A 21,879-nucleotide genomic window follows, 5' to 3' on the forward strand; every position below is an offset into this window, starting at 1 on the left:
TGCAAATCAACGATCCGCTCATACCTATTTCGCGCGAAAAACGTAGACCGTCTTTCCAAGGCTGATCTCGTCGAAATCGTACAGAACCCGCGGTCTTAGAATTTTCTTACCGTTTAAGTACGTTCCTCCGTCGGAAATCAGATCGTATAATACGAAACGATTTTTGATCTTACGAATTCTTGCGTGCAGTTTGCTGACTGTCGGATCCGCGACCAACACGTCCGAAAATTCTCCGTTTCCGAGAGTAGTTTCCGCTTTTCGAATGGGAACCTGTTTACCGGGAGACCTACCTTCTTTTTGAATCAAAGTCGCAAGGTCGTAGGCTTCTGCGGCTTCGAATTCGGATTCGCTCACCGGCAAAGAACGAGAAACATGCACTCCTTCCGGATTTGCATACGGTGAAGAATGAAACTGATCCCCATACATTCTCTGATACACTTCCCTTTCTTCTCCTCTTGCGTGAGATCTTTTTTGCGCTTCCCCAACGGACGAGTCGGAAAATTCCTCCAAGTCCCCTCGTTCCCTTCGGAATAAAAGAAGAAGTCCGATCAAGGTGAGAATGAGTAAAAAACCGATCGTAGGAAGAAACACTTCCGGACTGAAAAGAACAAACTTAAGTTGTTTGGCGACTCCCGGTTTGTAAGTATATGGGATCTTTCCGCCCCGGAAAGATTCCCAATCGCCTCGAATGAAGTCCCCTTCCCCTTTCCAAAAATCGTTTTGAAAGGGAGAATCGTATCGTATCTCCGCGGGATGTTTGTGAAAGTATTCCAAATCGGTTAAATACTTAGAAATAAAATCCTGAGAATCGAGGTCGTAAAATTCTCCACCGTAGATTCGAACGAGTTCTAAGTTGGAAAAGTTACGTTTGCCGATGACCTGAATCGGAAGTCCGGCTGTGGACAACCCTTGTCTGAGTCCCGGAGGCAATTTATAATCTACGTCGGACACTAAAAGAGAAAGATAGGATTCCCTCGTTAAAATTGAATTCAATTTTTGGAATACTAGATCCAAATTCGTTCCGGTATTGCGATTGCTAAGTGATCCGGGAACTCTTGCCTTGGAAAGTGCGGCCTGTCTGTTCAAGTCCTTTTCGACCACAAGCAAATCGTCCGAAAAAAAGATAAAACTAAAATGATCTTCATCGCCGGAAGTCTGAACGACCTTTTGTAAAAATCTCGTATTGAGGTTATTCTCTTCGAGCGAGGCGCCGGATTGAATTAAAAAAACGGAATGAACGGGACGACTTCCTTCCTTACGAAGAACTTTGGGCCGAAGAACCGTACGGGTTTCCTGACCTCGATATTCCCGGATCAGAAAATTTTCTCTTTCCAACGGAAATTGTTTTTTATCCAGAATGAAAAGTCGAACGGAGGGAAAGGAAGAAGAGTCCGCGTCCTCCAGGATAAACGGCGACTTTTGTGAAAAAAGGGGGGAAGAAAATAAAATCAGTGTTAGGAGAACCGCATAACCCATCATTCGCACTCGACTATCTGAGATCAGCTCCCTTGTTCAAACAGTTTTTTTCCATACTCGGATTTAGGAGTCCATTCTTCCCGGACGGGTCTTGTGAGAATTTCGGTCCAATCTCCTTGATACAGAATGCTTATAGTATCGGCTAAAGCTTTGACGATGGAGATTTCGTGTGTGATAAAAACGAGGGAAAGTCCTTTTTCTTTTCTAAATTTCATCAGAAGTTTGAGGACTTCCGCCTCGCTGATAGAATCCAAGGCCGCCGTCGGTTCGTCCGCGATTACAATTTGAGCGCCGGAATAAACGGCTAGAAGAATCAGAATTCTCTGCCTTTCCCCACCCGAAAGACGATCCGGCAAAGAATCAAATGCCTTTGCGGGATCATGGATTCGGATCGATTCGAGCAAAGGTAAAATCTTTTTTTTATCCGCGATTTCCGGATTGGAAAGAGAGAAGGCTTCGATGATTTGAGAGCCCGTTTTGCGATACGGATGAAAACCCCAGATCGGGTTTTGAGGAATGAGAGCGATTTTTTTTCCCCGCAGGATCTGCCACTCCCTTTCGGTAAAATAACGAGCGTCTTGACCTAACAGAGAAAAACGATCGGATCTCTGAAAAAGTTCCGGATCGCACATTCCCAAAAGACAAGACACAAATGTGGACTTTCCGCTCCCGGACTCTCCTACGATACAATGCACTTCTCCCGCACGAAGAGTGAAATCAATTCCTTTGAGAATGGGATGACCGGGTGTGGAAACCTTGAGATTGGAAATTTCGACAACGGAAGAATTCACAAAGTGCGATTATTCCATCATAAAAAGATTGAATTCTACGATACTACAAAGGATATGTCCGATTAAAATATGAGACTCTTGAATTCTCGCGGTCACGTTACTCGGAACGATCACGTCGAGATCCGAAAGGTTTTTCATCTTTCCGCCGTCTCCACCTAACAACGATATGGTTTTGACCCCTCTGGTTTTGGCTTTTTCCAGGGCTAATAAAACGTTCTTGGAATTTCCGCTCGTGGAAAGTCCGATGAGCAAATCTCCCTTTCTACCAAAGGCTTCGATCTGTCTCGCAAACACTTCTTCGTAACCGTAGTCGTTGGAACAAGCGGTCAAAACCGCGGAGTCCGCGGAAAGAGAAAGCGCAGGAAGAGCCTTTCTTTCGTTTCCGGATTTGTAACGAACCACGAGTTCCGCCGCGATATGGGAAGCGTCGCAGGAAGAACCCCCGTTTCCACAGAGATACACCGTGTTTCCGGTTTGTAAAACCTTGGAAACCATTTCCCCCGCTTTCGTGATATCGTCTAAAATCGAATCGATCAATTTCTGTTTGGTGGTTATGGAATCCCGGATCTGACCGAGAGCGATTTCCTTAGTATCCATCTTAAGTTCTTCCTCTTTTTTTTCGAATCTGTTCGAGTACTTGAAAGAATTCTTTCTTTGCTTTTTCAAAATCTTGCAGAGAAAGATTTTCCGTATACGGAGAATTTTCTTTTTGATTTCCGCTCACGTTTAAAAAATACAATTCGTCCGAGACGATCTTTTTAAGTCTTTTCGTAGAGTGGGACTGAAAGAATTGTTCGAAATCGGTTCCCATATACACGAGCAAAATACAAAGAATGTTCGGTTTTAGACGAATGAAAATCTGTTGTTTCCAGAACGGTTCCCAGTTATAAAAATCCTTCCAAGATTCCTGGGAAGAGCCGGATTCACCGTATAAAACCTGGATGTCTTCTTCGATTCCTTCGGGTTGAAATCTGGAAAAGATACTTTTGAGATCGGAATGTTCGTAAGAAAGAATTCGGTTGAGTTCCGCTTCCGGAATAAATACAACTCCGGAGATTTTATCCCCTTGTTGACTGAGAAAATTTCCCGTACTGACCACGAGAGAGTATTCTCTTCCTGATTTTTCTTTTCCTTCCAGTCTGAAAAGTTTCGGACCGTTCTTTAGAATTTTATAATATTTTGTTTCATGCACGAGCCCGCCGCTTTTTTTTCGAGTCACAAAAAAACGATCCGCTTTTTCTCTGAGGTCGGCCAGTTCTCTCTTATAACCGAAACTTTCCCGAACCGGAGGAGCTTCTTCGGCTAAAACCTGCTTTCGTTTTTTTCTTTTAAAAAAGGAAAAAAATCTGCCGAAAAAAGACTCAATTGCCATAGTCTTCTTTCACGTTGGAAGGACGTTCCATCATTCCGTTTTCGAGTTCGTATTGTTTTGCGTCCTTTAAAAAAGTGGAATATGCGGAAGATACCGCGATGACCCAACCCGGAAAGCCGTCCAAAAATCCGAACTTGAAAAAATACGTTTCCATAAACTTAGAAAACGGTTTGTAGATCGTTCGAAGAAACGAAAATTTCTTTCCCTTTTTTTGTCTCGTTAAAGCGACAATCGAAGAGAATTGATTGATCGTATTTACCTGTTGGGACAGGTCGCGAAAACTATAGTGAAGGATATCTCCGTGAATCTTGTTTCCTTTTCCTTGGATGCTGATATAATCGTGCGGATTTTCGCCGACCCAAACGGCTTTTCCTTTTTTAAAAATTCGGTAACGATATTGAGGATACCAACCGGAATAACGGATGAATCTTCCCATGTGAAAGGTAAGACGAGAAACCTGGAGACCGCTTAAGGATTCGTCTTCCGGTTCTTGTTTGAACGTAAGAATTGCGTTTTTCAACTCGGGTGAAATTCTTTCGTCCGCGTCCAAAGAAAAGATCCACTCGTGTTTACAAAGGGCGATCGCGTCGTTTTTTTGTTCGATATGACCTTTGAATCTCTGTTTATAAAATTTTACGGAAGGAAACGATTTGGAGATCTTTTCGGTTTTGTCCGTGCTGATCGAGTCCAGAACCACAATTTCATCGGCCACGTCCAAACAGGATTCGATACAAGCTCCGATGTTTCTTTCTTCGTTGTATGTGATGATCGCGACGGATAACTTTTTTCCCGTTGAAAGAGTTCCCTGTTTTTTTTCTATTTTCTTTTTCTTGTTTGGAATTGATTTTCCCATTGATTCTCAGTTCTTTTTTCTAATGGTAGAATGAATTCTTTCTCTGTCATTGGTTTTTTGAGGGGATTTGAACGAACTTTGAGGGAAAACAAATTGAAAGATCGAATCATAAACGGACTTAAAACCGCGTCCCACTTTTCCTTCGGATTGTTTCTCTTAAGTTTTCCTCAGTCCGTAAGCGTGTCCCAAGTCTTCGGGGCGCTCACAATCGCGACCTGTTATCCTTTGTTTTTTTTAGAGGAAGAATCCAAAAACGTTTGGAAAAAAATTCAAAGTCCTTTTCTCATCTTCTTCGGAATTTACATCCTTCTTTTTTTGTCTTCTTTGTTGCACGCAGAAACTTATTCTCCTTTTTTTAAGAAATTTCTGAAACAATCCGAGTTCGGAGATTTTTGGATGTTCCTCCTTTTTCCCGCATCCTTTCTCGTAGCGTCGAAAGAAACGAATCAAACGATCTTAAAAAAAATTCTCATCGCGTCCGCTACGATCACGATCGTACTCGGTTGGTTCAGCCTCTTTTCCGAAGTGCGCGTCGGAAAGTTCGTCGCCAACGGATTTCGCTACGCACCCGGAGACCGACTCCAACATTTTTCCGGCAACGTAGGCCCGATCAAACTCTATCTTCCGATCGGAATGATGAACACACACCTAACGTTCGGAGGACTTTTGGGTCTGTTCCTGCCCGGACTTCTCGTGGATTGGTTCGTATCCGCAAAGAAAAAAAAGGATTTCGTCTTTGTTCTCAAAACGTTTTTGGTATTTGCAGGATTTATCATACTCTTTTTCAACCAGAGTCGATCGATTTGGCTCGGAGTCGCGTTCGTTTTATTTTTACTTACAATTCGAGGAACTTTTTCTTTTCGAGGAAATTTTCCCGAAATCTCCTTAAAAACAAGGATGATTGCGGGTTTTGTATTGATTTGTATTTTTTTGTCGGCGGGATATTTATTTCGAAACAACTGGCTCATCCAAAGATCCGTTTCTCAAATATTCGAAGTTCATAATACGGAAAATCAGAGATACTATATCTACAAAAATACGATTCCACTCATCCAAGAACACTGGCTGACTGGAATCGGGGGCGGAAACTACAAGGAGTTTCATTGGAAAGAATCCTCCAAGATGATAGAAAAAGAGGAACAACTCTGGTACGAACTTTATATCACTCCGAGAGGACACGCTCACAACGATCTTCTCCACTTTTTAGTTACGGGGGGAATTTTTGCGGGAATTTTATTTTTACTTTTTTGGGGAAAGTTGTTTCGATCTCTGTTTCAAAAAGATTTTAGTTCCGGAGAAGGAATTCCGATCTTTGCGATCGGGGTTTTCGGTTTATTTCCGGCCGGTTTTTTTCAGTGTTATCTTTTGGACGACGAAGTGGCGCTTCCTTTTTTCGCATTCTGCGGAATTTTTTTGGGAGGAATCTGGAATTCTTTACAACCTTTGCAATCAAAAGAGAACGACGGTTTAGATTCGTCCAATCGCGCGCAGAATATTCCAGTTTCTGAAAATTCTTTTTCAAACGACAAAGATTCTTTCCAAACAAAAAACGATCCGAATACAAAAACGAATCCTATCTTTTTTATCTTTTTTAGGATTTTGTCTAACTTGAAACAGGGTTGGATCGTAACTTTACAAGTCGTCGTTGCGATCGTAATTCCGATTTTACTCTATTGGCTTTTTTGGATTCCAAGACTCGATTTGGAACCTTTGGAAGTTTACAATCGAAGAGTCCGATCTTCCGATCTCGCGCTCACCAAAGAAGTGCAAAAGAACATTCTAAAGTACGAAATCGTTTCCGATGAATCCGAACTTCCCGGAAAAATGCAGGCTCCTTTGTCACAGATTCGATCTCGGTCAAACATCAGGCAAACTCCGGAATCTTTATCCAAGTTGCTTCCGTCACGGCTCACGATCGAACAAGCGTCTTTTCCTTTTCAGGTCGAAGGATGTCTAACGCATCGTTATCGCCAACCTCCGCAACCGAGACGGACACCGTTTAGTTTTACGATTTATATTCCGGAAAATTCCGTAAACGCTCCGAAAAACGCGACGATTACCGTCGTTTCCAGGGATTCTTTCGATCAGGATCAGCTCTATTGGGCGCACGGAGAGAACGATTTGGGAACGATTCAAGTCGATTTACAAAAAGGAAAAAATCCGATTTTGATTCCGGATTTTCTTTTGGACACGACTCCGAACGCATTTCCGGAAGGAGTATTTTTTCGCGATTTTAAAATCAAATATTCGGGTTTTGAGGAAGGAAAAAAAATCGATTTTCCGAAATTGTATTTTGGGAAAATATGCGATACGATGATTCATCTGACGCGGTAGATACGTCAGAGAATCCAATGGTACCTGGAGCGAGACTCGAACTCGCACGAGATTGCTCTCACAGGATTTTAAGTCCTGGGTGTCTACCATTCCACCATCCAGGCGTTTTAGATATTAGTGGGTAGTTACTTTTTCCGAATAGGGCGATTGGGCTTCAACAAAGTACAATTCTCCTAACATCTAACTCCTAGCCACTATATTAGAAATCAGGTTTAGTTACTTTTCAGTATAAAAAGAATCAAACTCTAACAAAGCAAGATTTTTCTATTCTGTAAATCTCCTAACATCTAACTCCTAAAACCTAGCCACTATATTAGAAATCAGGTTTAGTTACTTTTCAGTATAAAAAGAATCAAACTCTAACAAAGCAAGATTTTTCTATTCTGTAAATCTCCTAACATCTAACTCCTAAAACCTAACCACTATTACACAGGCGTCGCCCGGATTCGAACCGGGGATCAAGCTTTTGCAGAGCCATGCCTTACCACTTGGCCACGACGCCGTTATAAGGTATGATTTTGAGAGAAAGATCAGTGTCAATAGAAAAGTCTTTACAGTGATTCCAAATTTAGTTTTGCTTTATCGAGTGGATCGGCTGCAAGATTCTGTTCTCACGCTACGACCCATAGGAAGTAGCATCATTGAGTTTCTTTTGGGACAGGTTCTTATGAGATCGAGAAGAACTTATTTTTATCAACTCGACGGAAGAGGAAGACTCTATCACGATTTTTCGGAGTTAAAGGATCCGGAATTTTTGGATTTTTTTATCGCAAGGATTCGTAAGAACGATACGGGAGAACATTCCGAGTTTCCTTATCTTTCCATCTGCAACGGAGAATGGAATTTCATTCAACCCACAACCTCGATTTTTATTTTTCGAAAACTCGAAAATGAAAGATTATTTTATTCTCCAGGTTTGGCCCTTCCCTTTCAACCCGAGAACTTAAAAATCTTTCAAGAATCTTTGGCGCATCCGGCCCCACTTGAGGAATGGGGTTCTTTTTCCAGCGAACTTCTTTTGGATTTTTCCAAGAAAATTTTTCAAAGAGAAAACGACCTTGTATTCGAGTATCTCGGAAAAGAATTTTTAATTTCGAAAGAGAAATAAGTATTGGGATAGACCTTTAAGCCGTCTGGAGAAGTTCCTTTCATCGAAAGCGTAACGATTCATCCTTTGTAAAAAAATGTTTGGAGCGCGATCCGTAACATCGAACCCTCCCTGGATCCATTCTATTTTGTTTTGAATTTGATGATCGTATCTTTGGTGTAAATCCCCATGCCCATTTACAAAAGCAACAACAGTGTCTCCACCCTGACTGCAAACATACCGTAGTACATGGTTTTAAAATCTGAGATATTGGGTACGTAGGATTGATTTTCAACTACACCGATTTCCTCGAATGGTTTATTCGGAAGTAGGGTGAGTATGGTAAAATCGCAAGTATCCGGTTTAGCCGGAAAATTGGAAACTTTCGTTTTCACAAAACTAGGTTTATACGAAGTGCATCCTCAGAAGAAGAGCGCTGCTAAAATCAGAAATACAGAAACATTCTTCATGAATTCTCTCAATCAAAATATTTTCAGCATATGATTCGAAAATAATCGATTGAGTCCAGTAAATTGATTGGGTCAATTACAAGGATTTCATTCCCACTCGATCGTACCGGGCGGTTTGTTGGTAAGATCGAAGAACACGTAACGAATTCCGGAAATCTTGGAAACCTCGTTTTTGATTTCCCGCAAAAGAGAACGTTCCATCGGAAAGAAGTTAGCCGTCATCGCTTCCTGAGATTCGACCGGGCGTAGAACGATACTTTTTTCATTTTCTCTTTCACCGATCGGCAAAAGAACCACCGGCATCTGCCAGATCTTATCGTAGAGATCGGCCTTACGAATCACGGATTCCACAACGGAGTCCGCTTCACGGAGTAAGTCGGAGCCTCTTTTATCCAACTGCATTCCCGTAAATTGAAAGGTTAGTTTTTTGAGTTCGGATTCGAAGGGCAATAGAACCACACGGTTGATAAAAGAAAAACGATTGGAAAGATGAGTCGCAACCCGATCCAAAGTTTTCCAATCCGTTCCGATGTCGTTTAACACCGCGCAGTTGGCGTAAGACCTTCTGTCCCCTTTTACGCCAACGCTTGCGACCGGAAGAATTTTTCCTTCCAGTCCGTTTTGAGTCGCAAGGTAAGAATCGATCTCCTTCTGATTCTCAGCCGTTCCCTTTTTTTCAACGGCGAGCATACGAACCACAAGCCCAGGGCCTGGAAAAGGATGACGTCCCACCCATTCCGGTTCCAAGCCGAGAAGAACTCCGAGATCTCTCACTTCGTCCTTGTAAAGATCTCGAATCGGTTCGATTACCTTTCCTTCTTCGATGAGTTTTTGAATCGCTTCCACACGATTGTGATGCGTTTTGATTGTATGAGAATGTTTGGTTCCACCGGATTCGATCGTATCCGGATAGATCGTTCCTTGACCGAGGAGCCAATCCCCGTGTTCCAGATCCAAATCTTTTACGGCTCTATCCCGAGCTTCCAGAAATAAATTTCCAACGATCTTTCTTTTTTCTTCCGGATCGGATTTACCTTGGAGGCTTTCGTAAAAAAGAGAGGATTCGTCTCTCACCGTTAGGTGAATGTTTTGAAGAGTGAGTTTTTCCTGAAGAGGAAGAACTTCTCCCTTTCTCATAAAACCGGTATCGATTAAAAAACCAAGGACTCTTTCCGTTCCAAGAGCCTTACACAAAAGTAAATACGAAACCGTAGAATCGACCCCGCCCGAAACGAGCATGAAAATCTTTTGTTCCGGTTTTACCGTCTCTTGGATCTCTTGGATCTTTTCTTTTAAGAACCGATCGATTCCCCAAGTCCTCGAAGCTCCACAGATCTGAATGAAATTATCGAGTAAGACGGAACCCTTTTCACTGTGACTGACTTCCGCATGAAACTGAATCCCGAAAATTTTCTGGGAAGAATTTTCAACCACCGCATAACCGCAATCTTTCGAAGAAGCGATTCCGGAAAAACCTTTCGGAAGTTTAACGACTTCGTCCGCGTGGTTCATCCAAACCTGTTCCCCGCCTACAAAATTCTTCAAGAGAGAATTTCCGTCGGAAGTGTGGAGTTGTAAGGAAGCGGGACCGTATTCTCCCGTGCCGGAACGTTCTACGACTCCGCCTAAGAGTTTCATGATGAGTTGGTGGCCGTAACAAATTCCTAGAACCGGAATTCCTAACTCGAAAATGTCCGCAGTGATCGTTGGAGAATCGAGTTCGTAGACGCTTTCCGGTCCTCCGGAAAGAATGATACCCGAATATTTTTTATAGTTGGAAAGTGGTTCTTCGTTGGAGAGAATTTCCGTGTAGGCTCCGAGTCTTCGAATTCTAGACGCGATCAAATGAGCGTATTGTCCGCCGAAATCAACGACTGCAATTTTTTTCCGAATTTCCATTCCACCCTTCTATAAGGAGTTTTTGATACGGATCCGAATTTAGGAAAAAGAATTTTCCCTAAGAGAGAGATTGAAAAGTCTGGTCATCAAGGAACTATCCATGGAAACGAATCATCCAGAGACTTATGACGGAAGACAGGACCATATCCCGGCGCTGCAAACTCCCGAAATCGAATCTTTCACCAATGTTTACGAAGGAAAGGATTATACAATCGATTTTACGGTTCCAGAGTTTACGGCGGTTTGTCCTAAGACAGGGCTTCCGGATTTCGGTGTGATTTTTATTTCTTACGTTCCAACCGGTCGTTGTATCGAACTTAAATCTTTCAAAGAATACATTCTCAGTTATCGTAACGTTGGAATCTTTCACGAATTTTTAGTAAACAAAATTCTGGAAGACTTAATCAAAGCAATCGATCCGAAATATCTCAAAGTGATCGGAGACTACAACGCTCGAGGCGGAATCAAAACGATCGTGACTCGAGAATACACAAAAGTATAATCGGAATTTAAACCGACATGGACTCCATTACATTTTTAGGTTATATCGCTTCCTTACTCACGACGGTTTCTTTTTTGCCTCAGCTCATTCGTATCGTTATGGGCGGAAGTACAAAAGACATTTCCAGAAACATGTATATTGTACTCGTGGTCGGAGTGTTTCTTTGGTTGATCTATGGTTGTTTCAAACAAGACTTTCCGATCATTCTTGCGAATACTTTCACGTTTATTTTTACCTCTATTATTTTGTTTTTCAAGTTGCGGGAAGACTCTCGAAACAAATAAAAAACGTTCTACCTCATAACTATATAATGAGTGTCTAATGTTCTACCGAAACGGCATCTTGTGATAAAAATAGAGGCACTCATTCATAGAGATCAGTAGAAAGAACCAAACCCAAGTCGCGTCCCATCTAAAAATGGCGTGTTGTATTGATTTTTTATTTTTTAGAGTTTCTGAGAAAAAACAAGATTTGAAACCGAGTTATAAAACTCTCCAGGTCTGAACTTGTTTGAAAGGAAAAAGCCACGCGGCGAAATTTTTTTCTCAAGTGCCGAAATCCGTAAAGACACAACACTTGAAAAAGATTGTCTTGTTTTTATTTCACGAGAGATATCCATTCGGATTCTGAGAAAATTGCTTTCGCCTTTTCCAAGAATTTTTGTTTATCAGCCGCATCCGATTCCACTTTTTCTAAGGAAGCGGGATATCGAAAATCTCCGGAATAAGAATCCCCGTCAAAAATATTGAGTTCATCATTGAGATTTTCTTTTGGAATGTTTGCCCAATCCGCTTCGCCACCCACTAAACTTGTACGAGATTGAATTACATATTTACCCGCATAGACCATTTCATTCTTATTGATTTTGATTTTGATCTTTTGAATCGAGTCAATGTCCAGTAAAAAAGCGCAAGAATCCCTTTTACCTCCTTCCCGTTGTTTTCCTGAAAGAAGAATGGAGTAAATCCCAGGCTCTGCGTTTATGAGATAAACATAACCGTTTGCCGAAAAATTACCATGAATCTTCTTTGCAACAGACTTTTTATCTTTCGGATCCGGTAGTTTTACAAATAAAACCTCTGTAGCACTCTGTGAAAAAATTCCAATTGGGGGCTTTAAATCAACTGCAATTGCCAAAATCGAAGACTCCGGAACAGATTTCTTTTTCAAATTCTCCGGCAAAGACACACAACCAATAGCAATGGAAGCGATGACTAACGCAATAAACTGTTTCATATTTTTCCTTATTAAGTTTCCCTATTCTTTTTAAACCAGATCAATTCTGTTGTTCTTTTTTTCAATCAAAATTCTCAAAATACACGTTCAATCGATTCAAAATCAAGGCAAAGCCTAGCTTTTTCGAGAACTCGCAGAAAGTAAAACACCGTCATGAAAATCTAAAAACTCACTTATAAAAATATTATTTTATAATATAATAAAATTTATATATATCATCGCCCGCCGAGAGCGAAAACAAATTTCAATCTTCCTTCTTTTTAAAAAATAAACTTTTTTACGGAAGTTTATACCATTCGTCGTAATCATTTTTTCGGGAATAATCGCCCGGATTCATTTCAACAAACAAGAGATAAGTTTGCAGCCTATAGAACATTTCCTGGTGAAGTTTATCGAAGGTTTTTATTTGCTCTTTTGTAAAAAAAAATCCTCACAAGATTCCGCATCCTTTGTCGAAATTTCTATTTCGAGTATATTAGCCATATCCAAATAGAAACAGGTCATATTTTCATAAGGACGTTTTGAATCGATTCCAGCTAATTCCCAATAGTGTAAGCATTACTCTTCTTCAAAAGTTTTATATGTTCTTCCGTGACATCAAACGTTATGGAATCACTGGTGGCATGGGAAAAGGTTTATTACCATAGGCATTCAAACACCATTTAAAACCTTTTAAACCGCTGAATGGATTTTTATACGTATGTCTACCAGGTTTCAGACTTCCGTGTTGAATACTAATTTCAAAAATAGCGCTGAGGGTCGTACGACATTACTCCAACTCTTCCGTTGGATTTTCAAAATCATTTTCTTTTATCGCCAATCCCAGCAGACTGCATATTTTTTCATAAATAAAAGGGAAATTATAAATATCTATAACAGGAGCCCCGGATTCAGAAGAATCCCCAATAACGATCATCTTTCGAAGAATTTCAAGATGGGTCGGCGTAAAGGGAAATGTTTCTTCTGTCCGGTAAAAATCTGTTTTCTTAGAAGCGGTTCGATAAACCGGTAATGATAAGATTAAAACTATCATACAAATAAGGAATAGTTTCATAAAGTCATCAAAGGTTTTTTAGGTTTCTTTTACTGCGGTTTCACCTGATCCTTCAGGGATTTCCTGGAATTTTCGAGGGCTTCCTTATCCTTATCAATTCCCGACTTAACGTTTTTAATTTCTTCGTCCGCGGCATTTTTGATCGCTTCTCTTTCCGCTTTGCCCGACTCTTTGACCTCGTCGATCATCTTACGATTTTCCTCTTTCGTAGCGTTGATCAGTTCTTGATTTCTTTGTTTTTGTTCTTCCAAACCTTGAAGAATTTTTTCCTTGTTTTCTTTAAAGTCTTTTAGAATCTCTTCGATCCTTTGTCTTTGTTCTTCCGTTACGGATTGAACGGTAGCCGCATCTTCTTGAAGTTCTTTCAATTCGTCTTCGGAAAGTTTTTCTTCCTTCTGGTTTTTACCGTCGGAAACGACCTTTTCGCCCGCGTCCGCAACGTTTGTTTGATCCGGGTTATCGTTGTTTACAACTTCCACGGCGCCTTCGGAGACGAGAGTTTCGGTTGTATTTCCTTCCACTTCGACTTGAAAATCGGTACCACGCACCGCGGCGGTGGAAGTAGGAGTTGTAACCTTAAATCCGGAGGACTTGGTCAACTTCTTTCCAACCTTGGAAAAGATCCTTCCCTTGTTCAGACTGATATCGGAATAAATTTCCGCATTTTTAGAATCCACATAAATCTTATTCAATGTAAGACTCGTATTCTCCTTGATACGAATGATCACTCCGTCCATCAGTTGAATGTCCGCGTAGGAATCCTTCGTAGTTTCGATTTTATCTTCCGCAAAAACAAACTCAGAAAGCCCTACTTTTTTTACCTTACCCGCCTTATCCGAAAGTTTAACGGTTCCTTTGATAAAAGTAAAAACTCCACCTTGCAAATCCTCCTTTTTAGATTTCCCACAGTGGATTGCAATTAAGACGATCAACGCGAGGTATAAACTTTTCTGAATCATTCCGATTCTCCTATTGATAAATTCTTTCCGGGCAAAGTAACATGAAATTTATTTCAAGTCCACAGTTTTCCCTATTTTTGTTTTCGGAGTTCATCCGATTCTTCCCAAATCGGTCTCTAACGGGTTCAGTAGCCGAATCAGAACCTAAGAAAAGAACTTGCTGTCTAAACAATGATTAGAAAATTGATCTTGGAACCTGTTTTTTAAGCGACCGGGAGAAACCAACCCAGGAGAATCAAGACCTATGGCGACTAAAATTGCGTATGTAGACAAGGACAACTGCACTTCCTGCAATCAATGTGCGGACAATCTTCCGAAATACTTTCAAATGGACGACAACGACACTTCGGAAACTCATATCGGAGGAGAGACCGTCAACAACGCTGCGATTCCGGAAGAAGACTGGAAAATCGTTCAGAAAGAAATGGACGAATGCCCCGGCGAATGTATCCAGTGGAAAAAATAATTCTTATAAACTCAAACGCCACGGCTCTCTAAACTCAATATCTCGCTTTCGAAACTCTAGCGAATTGTTCGCTTCACTCGGCAAAATGCTCTCGAGTTTTAGATCGCAATTCAGCTCGTTCGATAGTTGCCGTGTCAAAATTCTAAAGGCGGTCGATCAACCGCCTTTTTTATTTTAAGAATCTCGTTCGAACTTTAGTGTTCATTTCAACATGAGTTTGATTTGTCACTGATTTCTATAAAATCGAGTACCGTTAATTTTTATCGCAAAATACTGTTTCAATACAAAATATTCGGTATTTATTATATATTTACAGGTAGGATTAAAAAACGATTCCAGAACTTTTTAGCAAAGATTTTTAAATTCGACCTAAAAGGAAATTAAGAAAATTTTAATATTCCTGTTCTGATCTTGTCGAACCCAAAAGCTCGTCCGGAATGTCTTCCACCCTATCCCCAATCTGAATCGCAAGCCTGCTTCCCACTCTTCCGGGAAGACATTTGAATTTTTTTCTTTCCCCGACCTTAACGATCATCTCGGATCTTGTGGAAGTGTTTTCCAACTTCACGACGTCCCCGATCGAAAGATTCATAAAGTCGTTGATGGAAACGTCGACCGATCCCACTTCCGCAATCAGAGGAATCGCCACCTGATCCAGTCGTTCTTGAATCACGGCGCGGTTCTCATCCAATTCTCCCTTTCGAATGGACGAATACCAGTATTGCGCGGATAACTTGTTGATGATCGGTTCGATCGTGATATAAGGAATACAAAGGTTCGTCATCCCTTCCACTTCCCCGATTTTGGTTTCGAGTGTGATCAAAACCACCATGTCGTTCGGAGGAACCACCTGAGCAAATTGAGGATTGGTTTCGATGTTCCCGAGTCGCGGTCTTAAGTCGATTACGGTGGACCAAGATTCTCTCATGTTTCCGAGAATTCTCACGATGATCCCTTCCATAACGCTCATCTCGATCTCCGAAAGTTCCCTGGAGATTTTTGCCTGTTCTCCCTTACCGCCAAACAGACGATCAATGATCGTAAACGAAATCGAAGGATCGATCTCTAAAATCGCGGAACCTCTCAAAGGGTCCATATTGATCACGGCGAGAGTGGTCGGGTTCGGAATCGAACGAATGAATTCTTCGTATGTCAACTGATCCACGGAAGCCACGTGAACGGAAACGAGCGCACGAAGTTGAGCCGAAAGACCTGTGGTCGCAAGGCGCGCAAAGGTTTCGTGCATCATCTGCAAGGTGCGGATCTGATCCTTTGAAAATTTATCGGGGCGTTTGAAGTCGTAGATTTTTACTTTTTTTTGTTCGGAGACGGAAGCGTAATCCGCTTCGTTGACCTCACCGGAACTGATGGCGCTGAGTAGCGCGTCAATTTCATCCTGCGATAAAATCTCTGTCATTTTTTTACCTTCGCCACTAAGTTAGACACTTTCCAAAAGCCTCCTTGTTCGTCGGGAACTCTTCTGAGAGTGTAAGTATATTCGTATTTGGAACGCAGACGATTCAACCTTCTTTCCACAAAAACGGTCACCCTCGCCAAACCGGGGGAAACGGATTCCGTGTTCAAAATTCTATAAGAATGAAGAAGCCCCGCTCTGGACTCCGTAAGATATCGTTTGAAATTCTCCATTAGAAAATCCCTTTCGGATTCTTCCGCACGATTGTATTCTTCCGAATATTGATCGTAGGCTTGAACGTATTCCGGAAAATAGATCCATTTGAAATGATGCGCCCAATTTTTTTTCTTTTCGGAACCTAAGAACAAATGAATCACTTCCTCGGGTTCCAATCCGTCCACCGTCGGATCCTTTTCGGGGATGGATGAAAGAACCGGTTCGTTGTGTTTTTCTTCGTAAAAAAAATACGGTTGGTTGCGAGAACGGATAAAAAGCGCGGGCATTTCGTGAACATTCGGATGAAAGTACGCGGTTACGAAATATTTCCTTCCGGGATTCAGATCAAAACGGGAATTCAGATCGATCTCTTTGGAAAAAACTTCGTCTTTATGAAGAATGATTTCTTTGATCTCTTTGCCTTCCAGGGATTCGATCGTATTTCTTCGTTTTAACGCGAGATCGATTCTTCTTTCCTCGTCTCTTTCCGGAATCTGATTTCCATCCTCGTCTCGAACTACGATTCGATACGACTCTAAATCCCTGCCGGACGGAAAAATTCTAACGACCTCGTTTCCGGTGTTCGTTATGGACATCTTTACGGGAATTTTATCGTTTTCGCGATAATGGATTTTTTTCAAATCCAACGTAATGATTCCCTGTTGTTTGAGATAATTTTCCGAAACGGAACCTCTTGAGTCTCGTTTTGGAAACGCAAAAAGAATCGAAGGAGTCAGTAGGATTGCGATGAAGAGAAGCCGGATCATTCTGGTTTATTTTCGGCAAATTCTTCCAAAACCCGCGAAAAAATACGGATTTTAGGTCAACCCGGCGCTTTGGCATCCTCAATGATCATCTCCGCAATTCGGATCAATCGTTTGAGGATATTCTCTACCTTATCGTAGTCATCGTAACAAGAAACCAGTTTTTCCATCGGAGGTTGAATGAGCGAAACCGCCTTTGAGGAAAGAAGCAATGCGGTAAGATTGACTTCGTTTAACAAATTCAAGGATTCGAGTTCGTTTAAAAATCGACTGATTTCTTTGATGAGAGCCTCGTCACCTTTGTCGTTTTTTTCGAAAAAGGATTCAATTTTTAGAATATAATCCGTAAGAATCTGTTTGATCCGCGCCTCGTCGTCGGTCGGTTTTCTTTTTGCGGTCAGAGAATTAATCGTTCCGTATTTCGACATCGCGGTCTCGTAAAAAGAATTCACTTCCTGTCTTTTGGAATGGATGATCCGAAAAAGTTTTATGATTCCGACCAAACGGTCCGGAATGTTCTTGCCTCCTTTGGTTTCCAAAATCGAGGTCCTGGATTCCTGATCGTGTGCCGGAAGCACGGATAAACGCTCTAAAATAAGATTCGTGCTGGAACCGGAAGAGTAATTGGCGAGTTCCTGAATCACCGCGAGATAATTTCTCGCCTGTGTTTTATCCACCGTCATTGTGCCGCTGTTGCCACCGTTCTTTTGTCTATGATGAGGACTTTTTTGATCGTAGTTTTCGCGTTTCCCACCTTTACGATTTTGTCCACAACATCGACTCCGCCCACCAATTGACCGAAAACGGTATGAAGGCCGTCCAAATGAGGGGTGTCCACTTGGTTGATGAAAAATTGAGAACCGTTCGTATTCGGTCCGGCGTTTGCCATCGCGAGAGAACCCTTGATCGCTTTATGAGACTTTAAGGTTTCGTTATATTTGTACCCGATTCTGAAAAGAATTTCAAGAACCGATAATTTTTTCGCGTCCTCAAATGTTTTTTCGATCAATTCCCTTTTTGCCTCCCATTCCTCTCTGTTTTTAATCTGAAGTTCGCCCGCAACGGCTCTTTGGAGTTGATACTGATAATACGGAGCCTCTCCGGCTTTGATCTGATCGAGACCGAGAGATTTTCCGTTGATCTCGTCGTCAAAACGATATCCGGGACCGCCGGTTCCGTCTCCGTTCGGACAACCCCCTTGAATCATAAAATTTTCGATCACTCTATGAAAGGTCAGACCGTCATAAAAAGGTTTTTTCACCTTTTGACCGTTTCTGGATAAGAATTCTTTTTCGCCTTGCGCCAAATCGATAAAGTTCTGAACCGTTTTAGGAGCGTCTTGATCGAACAACTCGACCGTCATCGTTCCTTGAGTAGTCAAAAAGATCGCATAAATCGCGGGTTTTTCCGGCAGCGGAACTACGGCCGTATCCGGTCTAGGAACTACGACGGAAGATACCGTATAAACTTCAGGCTGATACTTGGTTTGTGCAAACGGACTTCGGTTACACGCAAAAAAACAAACGAATCCTAAAATTACAGAAATGATTCTCATAAAAACAATGTTTCAACTTCCTTCAAAGATTCCAGCGCAATTTTTAACTGTTCTTCCTGTCTTTTTTTAGAAGTTCCTCCGTAAGAAATTTTTTTGTCCGCGGAAAGGGAAAGAGAAACCGCATCCTCGTATTCCTTTCCCGTAAAGTGTTCCGAAATCGAAATTCGATCCGACTCGGGCAAATCAAACAAGGTCTTTTTTTGCTCCACACAAACCCCGACAAGGGTTCCGACAAGTTCGTGAGCGGTTCGGAACGGAATTTTCTTTTCACCGACTAAAAAATCCGCAAGGTCCGTCGCGGTCGCAAATCCGTTTTTTAAGGAAGATTCCGCTTTTTCCGGAACCCAGACCCAACCTTCGATCATTTCTCGGATTCCCTCCAAACTGATTTGTACGGTTTCGATCGAATCAAAAAGAGCCAACTTGTCTTCCTGAAGATCCCGGTTGTAAGTCGAAGGCAAACCCTTCAACATCACGAGAAGATGATTCAGATTTCCGATCACCCTTCCCGCTTTTCCTCGGATGAGTTCCGCGATATCCGGATTTTTTTTCTGAGGCATGATGGATGAACCGGTCGTCAGTGAATCCGGCAGTTTTAAAATTCCGAATTCTTGGGAAGAATAAAGAATGATGTCCTCGCAAATTCGAGAAGCGTGAATCATCAACTGAGTACAAGCAAATAAGAATTCCAGAATATGATCCCGACTTGAAACTCCGTCCATCGAGTTCGGAGATACTTTAGAAAGTCCTAATTCTTTTTTAAGAAATTCCCTGTCGGTCGGATAATTGACTCCCGCCATCGCTCCGCCGCCGAGAGCCAATTCATCCGAGGCTTTTAAAGCAAAACGAAAGAATTCCTGATCTCTTTCCAAAGCCCAAAACCAAGAAAGCAAATACTGAGACGCCCGTATGGGTTGTGCGACTTGAAGATGTGTGTACCCCGGTATGATAACGTCCACGCTTCTTTTCGCTTTTTCAAACAAAGAAAATCGGAGGTTTACGACGGATCTAAGAATTTCTTTTCCTTGATTTAAAATATAAAGCCGCACGTCTTGAGCGACCTGATCGTTTCTGGATCTCGCGGTATGTAGTTTTTTTCCGGTTTCTCCGATGAGTTCCGTTAGGCGAAACTCGATGTGCATGTGAATGTCTTCGAGTTCCGATTTGAACTCCAACTTTCCTTCTTCGAGTTCTTTACGAATTTGCGCGAGAGAGCTTTCGATTTTCGACAATTCTTCTTCGTTTAAGATGCCGATTTGTTTCAACATTTTCGCGTGTGCGATACTTCCTTGAATATCTTCTTTGTAGAGTTTATGATCGAAGGATACCGATTCGCCGATACGTTCCAAAATTGAAGCGGCCTTTTCTTGAAATCTTCCGCCCCAGAGTTTTTTTTCTTTTTCAGTCATTACGATTCTTTGCCAGATTATTTTTTTATTCTTCTTTCCGATACTCTTCTTCCAAACCATAAATCCAGTTTTTCAAAACTTCCGATTCTTCTTTCGTAATTTTTGCGGACGGATGCAAAAGAATATAATCTCCCGGAGGCATTTCAGATTCTTCCAAAGTTTCTACAATCGAATCTCCTTTGGACGATTTTTCCCTTTTACTTAAGAGACCCCACTCTGAAAAATTGAGTTCGGCCTTTCCTTCCTCTACGTGACGATAGAGATATACGTTGACCGGAAAAATTTTGGAATACCAAGGCCATTCGGTCAGATCGGAGTGACAATCGTAACAGGACTTCCTCAATATTTTTTTGACTTCCTCGGAGGTTAGGATTTCGTTTTGATTTTTTCCTTCGGGAGGATGGAAAGGTAGAAATTGAAGAAACAAAATCACCGCTACAAACGAGAAGAAAAGTTTTTTTTTCATGTCTTTCTTCCGGATAGTTCGTTTCCTTTCCCTTTTTTTTAAAATAGAAAAAACGGATTGAACTTTGAAAAAAATTTACGAATCTATTCCCTTCGGGAGAATGCGTCTTTCATGCCTGATTTTTTTTCCAATCTACCCGTAACGATTTGGATCGGCGGCGGTGTTTTTTTGATTCTCGCCGAATTTTTTATCCCGGGAACCTTTGTCGCCTTTTTAGGAACATCCGGAATTATCACCGGGATTGTGGTTTATTTTTTCGATATTTCCATCGGCTGGCAACTCGGTCTCTGGGCCTCTCTTTCCACTCTTCTGATCTACGTAGGAAGTACGACGATTCGAAAAATTTTTCCCGCTCAGACCGAACACACGGTTCCGGAAAACGACCAAATCGGAAGACTCGTTTCCGTGGTCAAAGACGTCCTTGTGGAAAGAAAAGGCGGAAGAATTCTTTTTCAAGGAGTCGAGTGGGACGCAGTTTCCAAAAAGTCCAGAATTCCCAAAGGAAGTAAGGCGAGAATTTTGAGTCGTGACAATCTCACCTTTCTTGTGGAACCTTTGGAACTTCCGGAAGAGTGACTTTTGATTTTAAAATAAAAAAGGAGATTTTATGTCCGTAGGATTTATATTCACGTTATTCTTCATAGCGTTGATTTATCTGATTCGAAAAACATTTATCATCGTTCCGCAACAGTATTGTTTCGTCGTGGAACGTGTGGGGGTATTCAATGGCGCTTTGGAAGCCGGGTTTCATTTTCTCTGGCCCGTCATCGAAGTCGTAAAATACAGACAGAATCTGAAAGAGATCGCGATCGACATCCCTCCTCAGATGTGTATCACAAAGGACAACGTTTCCATCGCGGTGGACGGAATTCTTTATCTGAAAGTCGTCGATGCGTATAAGGCGTCTTATGCGATCGAAAACTATATGCTCGCCACACAACAACTCGCTCAGACCACTCTTCGTTCCGAAATCGGTAAACTGATTCTCGATCAGACGTTTGCGGAAAGGGACGATATCAATTCCCACGTTGTGCGCGCTTTGGATGAGGCCACCGATCCCTGGGGAATCAAGGTTACGAGATACGAAATCAAAAACATTTCTCCTCCGAAAGAAATTCTTCATGAGATGCAAGAACAGGTAAAAGCGGAACGAGTCAAAAGAGCCGAGATTACGATTTCGGAAGGAGAAAAACTTTCCCGGATCAATCGTTCCGTCGGAGAAAGAGAAGAAGCGATCAATATCTCCGAGGGCGAAAAACAAAAGAGAATCAACGAAGCAGACGGTAAGGCCTTGGAGATAGAACTCATCGCCGCTGCGAAAGCGAAAGGAATCCAGATGATCGCGGAATCGATTTCCAGAGAAGGCGGAGGAGAAGCGGTCAATCTGCAAATCACAGAAGATTATCTCACCGGACTGGGAGGAATTCTAAGCGTTTCTAAAACCACCATTCTTCCCGCGGAACTTGCAAACATCGCCGGAGTATTTGAAGGACTTTCCAAGGTGACCGGAAAGTTACCGGAAATCAGAACCCCCAAAGAGAAGGAGGCGCAGTAAG

The 21,879-nt window shown here is 41.8% G+C and carries 22 protein-coding genes and 2 tRNA genes; 7 read left to right on the forward strand and 17 right to left on the reverse strand.

All coding sequences use genetic code 11. The annotated features are described in order from the left end of the window. Positions 1–24: 24 nt before the first annotated feature. From LEP1GSC060_RS10415 to LEP1GSC060_RS10435, 5 genes are read right to left on the reverse strand one after another with little or no spacing between them, the layout of a single operon-like run. Complete coding sequence (locus tag LEP1GSC060_RS10415; protein WP_036096118.1) at positions 25–1,476, reverse strand: FHA domain-containing protein; 1,452 nt, start codon at positions 1,474–1,476, stop codon at positions 25–27. Positions 1,477–1,499: 23 nt separating this feature from the next. Next, a complete protein-coding gene (locus tag LEP1GSC060_RS10420; RefSeq protein ID WP_003003367.1) occupies positions 1,500–2,267 on the reverse strand; it encodes an ATP-binding cassette domain-containing protein in 768 nt (255 codons plus the stop codon). Positions 2,268–2,276: 9 nt separating this feature from the next. Continuing rightward, positions 2,277–2,864 carry a D-sedoheptulose 7-phosphate isomerase gene (gmhA, locus tag LEP1GSC060_RS10425; protein ID WP_003003461.1) on the reverse strand — a complete coding sequence of 196 codons (588 nt, stop codon included), beginning with the start codon at positions 2,862–2,864 and terminating at the stop codon, positions 2,277–2,279. 1 nt (position 2,865) lies between these two features. Continuing rightward, positions 2,866–3,639 carry an LBBP_01157 family protein gene (locus tag LEP1GSC060_RS10430; protein ID WP_003003544.1) on the reverse strand — a complete coding sequence of 258 codons (774 nt, stop codon included), beginning with the start codon at positions 3,637–3,639 and terminating at the stop codon, positions 2,866–2,868. Continuing rightward, positions 3,629–4,492, reverse strand: coding sequence for a glycosyltransferase family 2 protein (locus LEP1GSC060_RS10435; RefSeq protein ID WP_003003526.1), 864 nt, complete (start codon positions 4,490–4,492; stop codon positions 3,629–3,631). The genes LEP1GSC060_RS10430 and LEP1GSC060_RS10435 overlap by 11 nt, the downstream gene beginning before the upstream one ends. Before the next feature lie 93 nt (positions 4,493–4,585). Here LEP1GSC060_RS10435 and LEP1GSC060_RS10440 point away from each other — a divergent pair, with 93 nt between their 5' ends. Further along, entirely contained in the window at positions 4,586–6,826 is a 2,241-nt protein-coding gene (locus LEP1GSC060_RS10440; RefSeq protein WP_036096132.1) for an O-antigen ligase family protein, read from the forward strand. Positions 6,827–6,844: 18 nt separating this feature from the next. Here LEP1GSC060_RS10440 and LEP1GSC060_RS10445 read toward each other — a convergent pair. Both LEP1GSC060_RS10445 and LEP1GSC060_RS10450 read right to left on the reverse strand, forming a co-directional pair. After that, positions 6,845–6,930: transfer RNA gene (locus tag LEP1GSC060_RS10445), tRNA-Leu, on the reverse strand. A gap of 327 nt (positions 6,931–7,257) precedes the next feature. After that, positions 7,258–7,328, reverse strand: a tRNA-Cys gene (locus LEP1GSC060_RS10450). A 165-nt stretch (positions 7,329–7,493) separates the two neighbouring features. Here LEP1GSC060_RS10450 and LEP1GSC060_RS10455 point away from each other — a divergent pair. After that, the gene (locus tag LEP1GSC060_RS10455; protein ID WP_003003497.1) at positions 7,494–7,934 is read left to right on the forward strand and encodes a DUF4505 family protein; all 441 of its coding nucleotides are present in this window, start codon (positions 7,494–7,496) and stop codon (positions 7,932–7,934) included. 536 nt (positions 7,935–8,470) lie between these two features. Here LEP1GSC060_RS10455 and guaA read toward each other — a convergent pair. Beyond that, on the reverse strand, positions 8,471–10,282 hold the full coding sequence (guaA, locus tag LEP1GSC060_RS10460; RefSeq protein ID WP_003003359.1) for a glutamine-hydrolyzing GMP synthase: 1,812 nt from the start codon (positions 10,280–10,282) through the stop codon (positions 8,471–8,473). A gap of 70 nt (positions 10,283–10,352) precedes the next feature. Here guaA and queF point away from each other — a divergent pair, with 70 nt between their 5' ends. Together queF and LEP1GSC060_RS10470 are read left to right on the forward strand one after the other, a co-directional pair. Then, positions 10,353–10,784, forward strand: coding sequence for a preQ(1) synthase (queF, locus tag LEP1GSC060_RS10465; RefSeq protein WP_420805480.1), 432 nt, complete (start codon positions 10,353–10,355; stop codon positions 10,782–10,784). A gap of 17 nt (positions 10,785–10,801) precedes the next feature. Then, complete coding sequence (locus LEP1GSC060_RS10470) at positions 10,802–11,068, forward strand: SemiSWEET transporter (RefSeq protein ID WP_003003412.1); 267 nt, start codon at positions 10,802–10,804, stop codon at positions 11,066–11,068. A 313-nt stretch (positions 11,069–11,381) separates the two neighbouring features. Here the strand turns inward: LEP1GSC060_RS10470 and LEP1GSC060_RS20340 are convergent, their stop codons facing one another. The 3 genes from LEP1GSC060_RS20340 to lsa33 all read right to left on the reverse strand — a co-directional run bounded on the left by LEP1GSC060_RS20340 (position 11,382) and on the right by lsa33 (position 14,033). Continuing rightward, complete coding sequence (locus LEP1GSC060_RS20340; RefSeq protein ID WP_003003505.1) at positions 11,382–12,020, reverse strand: hypothetical protein; 639 nt, start codon at positions 12,018–12,020, stop codon at positions 11,382–11,384. 769 nt (positions 12,021–12,789) lie between these two features. Continuing rightward, positions 12,790–13,053, reverse strand: a complete 264-nt coding sequence (locus LEP1GSC060_RS20565) for a hypothetical protein (protein WP_230458318.1) — start codon at positions 13,051–13,053, stop codon at positions 12,790–12,792. A 50-nt stretch (positions 13,054–13,103) separates the two neighbouring features. Next, positions 13,104–14,033 (reverse strand): surface adhesin Lsa33, encoded by a 930-nt coding sequence (lsa33, locus tag LEP1GSC060_RS10485; RefSeq protein ID WP_003003485.1) that lies wholly within the window; start codon positions 14,031–14,033, stop codon positions 13,104–13,106. 244 nt (positions 14,034–14,277) lie between these two features. On the opposite strand from lsa33, the gene LEP1GSC060_RS10490 reads away from it, so the two are divergent. Then, positions 14,278–14,499: a ferredoxin gene (locus LEP1GSC060_RS10490; RefSeq protein WP_003003490.1), complete on the forward strand. Its 222-nt coding sequence runs from the start codon at positions 14,278–14,280 to the stop codon at positions 14,497–14,499. A gap of 391 nt (positions 14,500–14,890) precedes the next feature. Here LEP1GSC060_RS10490 and fliM read toward each other — a convergent pair whose 3' ends face one another. From fliM to LEP1GSC060_RS10520, 6 genes are read right to left on the reverse strand one after another with little or no spacing between them, the layout of a single operon-like run. Beyond that, positions 14,891–15,916, reverse strand: a complete 1,026-nt coding sequence (gene fliM / locus LEP1GSC060_RS10495) for a flagellar motor switch protein FliM (protein WP_003003570.1) — start codon at positions 15,914–15,916, stop codon at positions 14,891–14,893. Beyond that, a complete protein-coding gene (locus tag LEP1GSC060_RS10500) occupies positions 15,913–16,896 on the reverse strand; it encodes a hypothetical protein (RefSeq protein WP_003003465.1) in 984 nt (327 codons plus the stop codon). Before LEP1GSC060_RS10500 ends, fliM begins: the two co-directional genes overlap by 4 nt. Before the next feature lie 56 nt (positions 16,897–16,952). After that, entirely contained in the window at positions 16,953–17,576 is a 624-nt protein-coding gene (locus tag LEP1GSC060_RS10505) for a hypothetical protein (protein ID WP_003003399.1), read from the reverse strand. Then, positions 17,573–18,448, reverse strand: a complete 876-nt coding sequence (locus tag LEP1GSC060_RS10510) for a peptidylprolyl isomerase (protein ID WP_003003316.1) — start codon at positions 18,446–18,448, stop codon at positions 17,573–17,575. The genes LEP1GSC060_RS10505 and LEP1GSC060_RS10510 overlap by 4 nt, the downstream gene beginning before the upstream one ends. Next, a complete protein-coding gene (gene argH, locus LEP1GSC060_RS10515) occupies positions 18,445–19,857 on the reverse strand; it encodes an argininosuccinate lyase (RefSeq protein ID WP_036096134.1) in 1,413 nt (470 codons plus the stop codon). The genes LEP1GSC060_RS10510 and argH overlap by 4 nt, the downstream gene beginning before the upstream one ends. A 25-nt stretch (positions 19,858–19,882) precedes the next feature. Beyond that, the gene (locus LEP1GSC060_RS10520) at positions 19,883–20,323 is read right to left on the reverse strand and encodes a heme-binding domain-containing protein (protein ID WP_003003283.1); all 441 of its coding nucleotides are present in this window, start codon (positions 20,321–20,323) and stop codon (positions 19,883–19,885) included. A 111-nt stretch (positions 20,324–20,434) separates the two neighbouring features. Between LEP1GSC060_RS10520 and LEP1GSC060_RS10525 the strand changes: the two genes are divergently transcribed. Together LEP1GSC060_RS10525 and LEP1GSC060_RS10530 are read left to right on the forward strand one after the other, a co-directional pair. Beyond that, entirely contained in the window at positions 20,435–20,899 is a 465-nt protein-coding gene (locus LEP1GSC060_RS10525; RefSeq protein WP_036096136.1) for an NfeD family protein, read from the forward strand. Between the two features lie 31 nt (positions 20,900–20,930). After that, the gene (locus LEP1GSC060_RS10530; protein ID WP_003003380.1) at positions 20,931–21,878 is read left to right on the forward strand and encodes an SPFH domain-containing protein; all 948 of its coding nucleotides are present in this window, start codon (positions 20,931–20,933) and stop codon (positions 21,876–21,878) included. The last annotated feature ends 1 nt before the right edge of the window (position 21,879 follow it).

This window comes from Leptospira weilii serovar Ranarum str. ICFT, from assembly GCF_000332415.1.
GTDB lineage: Bacteria > Spirochaetota > Leptospiria > Leptospirales > Leptospiraceae > Leptospira > Leptospira weilii_A.

Excerpts from the sequence above, each read along its gene's own strand:
- LEP1GSC060_RS10415 (WP_036096118.1), bottom strand. The coding sequence starts at position 1,476 with ATGGGTTATGCGGTTCTCCTAACACTGATTTTATTTTCTTCCCCCCTT.
- gmhA (WP_003003461.1), bottom strand. The coding sequence starts at position 2,864 with ATGGATACTAAGGAAATCGCTCTCGGTCAGATCCGGGATTCCATAACC.
- LEP1GSC060_RS10430 (WP_003003544.1), bottom strand. The coding sequence starts at position 3,639 with ATGGCAATTGAGTCTTTTTTCGGCAGATTTTTTTCCTTTTTTAAAAGA.
- LEP1GSC060_RS10435 (WP_003003526.1), bottom strand. The coding sequence starts at position 4,492 with ATGGGAAAATCAATTCCAAACAAGAAAAAGAAAATAGAAAAAAAACAG.
- LEP1GSC060_RS10455 (WP_003003497.1), top strand. The coding sequence starts at position 7,494 with ATGAGATCGAGAAGAACTTATTTTTATCAACTCGACGGAAGAGGAAGA.
- guaA (WP_003003359.1), bottom strand. The coding sequence starts at position 10,282 with ATGGAAATTCGGAAAAAAATTGCAGTCGTTGATTTCGGCGGACAATAC.
- LEP1GSC060_RS10470 (WP_003003412.1), top strand. The coding sequence starts at position 10,802 with ATGGACTCCATTACATTTTTAGGTTATATCGCTTCCTTACTCACGACG.
- LEP1GSC060_RS20340 (WP_003003505.1), bottom strand. The coding sequence starts at position 12,020 with ATGAAACAGTTTATTGCGTTAGTCATCGCTTCCATTGCTATTGGTTGT.
- LEP1GSC060_RS20565 (WP_230458318.1), bottom strand. The coding sequence starts at position 13,053 with ATGATAGTTTTAATCTTATCATTACCGGTTTATCGAACCGCTTCTAAG.
- lsa33 (WP_003003485.1), bottom strand. The coding sequence starts at position 14,033 with ATGATTCAGAAAAGTTTATACCTCGCGTTGATCGTCTTAATTGCAATC.
- LEP1GSC060_RS10490 (WP_003003490.1), top strand. The coding sequence starts at position 14,278 with ATGGCGACTAAAATTGCGTATGTAGACAAGGACAACTGCACTTCCTGC.
- fliM (WP_003003570.1), bottom strand. The coding sequence starts at position 15,916 with ATGACAGAGATTTTATCGCAGGATGAAATTGACGCGCTACTCAGCGCC.
- LEP1GSC060_RS10500 (WP_003003465.1), bottom strand. The coding sequence starts at position 16,896 with ATGATCCGGCTTCTCTTCATCGCAATCCTACTGACTCCTTCGATTCTT.
- LEP1GSC060_RS10505 (WP_003003399.1), bottom strand. The coding sequence starts at position 17,576 with ATGACGGTGGATAAAACACAGGCGAGAAATTATCTCGCGGTGATTCAG.
- LEP1GSC060_RS10510 (WP_003003316.1), bottom strand. The coding sequence starts at position 18,448 with ATGAGAATCATTTCTGTAATTTTAGGATTCGTTTGTTTTTTTGCGTGT.
- argH (WP_036096134.1), bottom strand. The coding sequence starts at position 19,857 with ATGACTGAAAAAGAAAAAAAACTCTGGGGCGGAAGATTTCAAGAAAAG.
- LEP1GSC060_RS10520 (WP_003003283.1), bottom strand. The coding sequence starts at position 20,323 with ATGAAAAAAAAACTTTTCTTCTCGTTTGTAGCGGTGATTTTGTTTCTT.
- LEP1GSC060_RS10525 (WP_036096136.1), top strand. The coding sequence starts at position 20,435 with ATGCCTGATTTTTTTTCCAATCTACCCGTAACGATTTGGATCGGCGGC.
- LEP1GSC060_RS10530 (WP_003003380.1), top strand. The coding sequence starts at position 20,931 with ATGTCCGTAGGATTTATATTCACGTTATTCTTCATAGCGTTGATTTAT.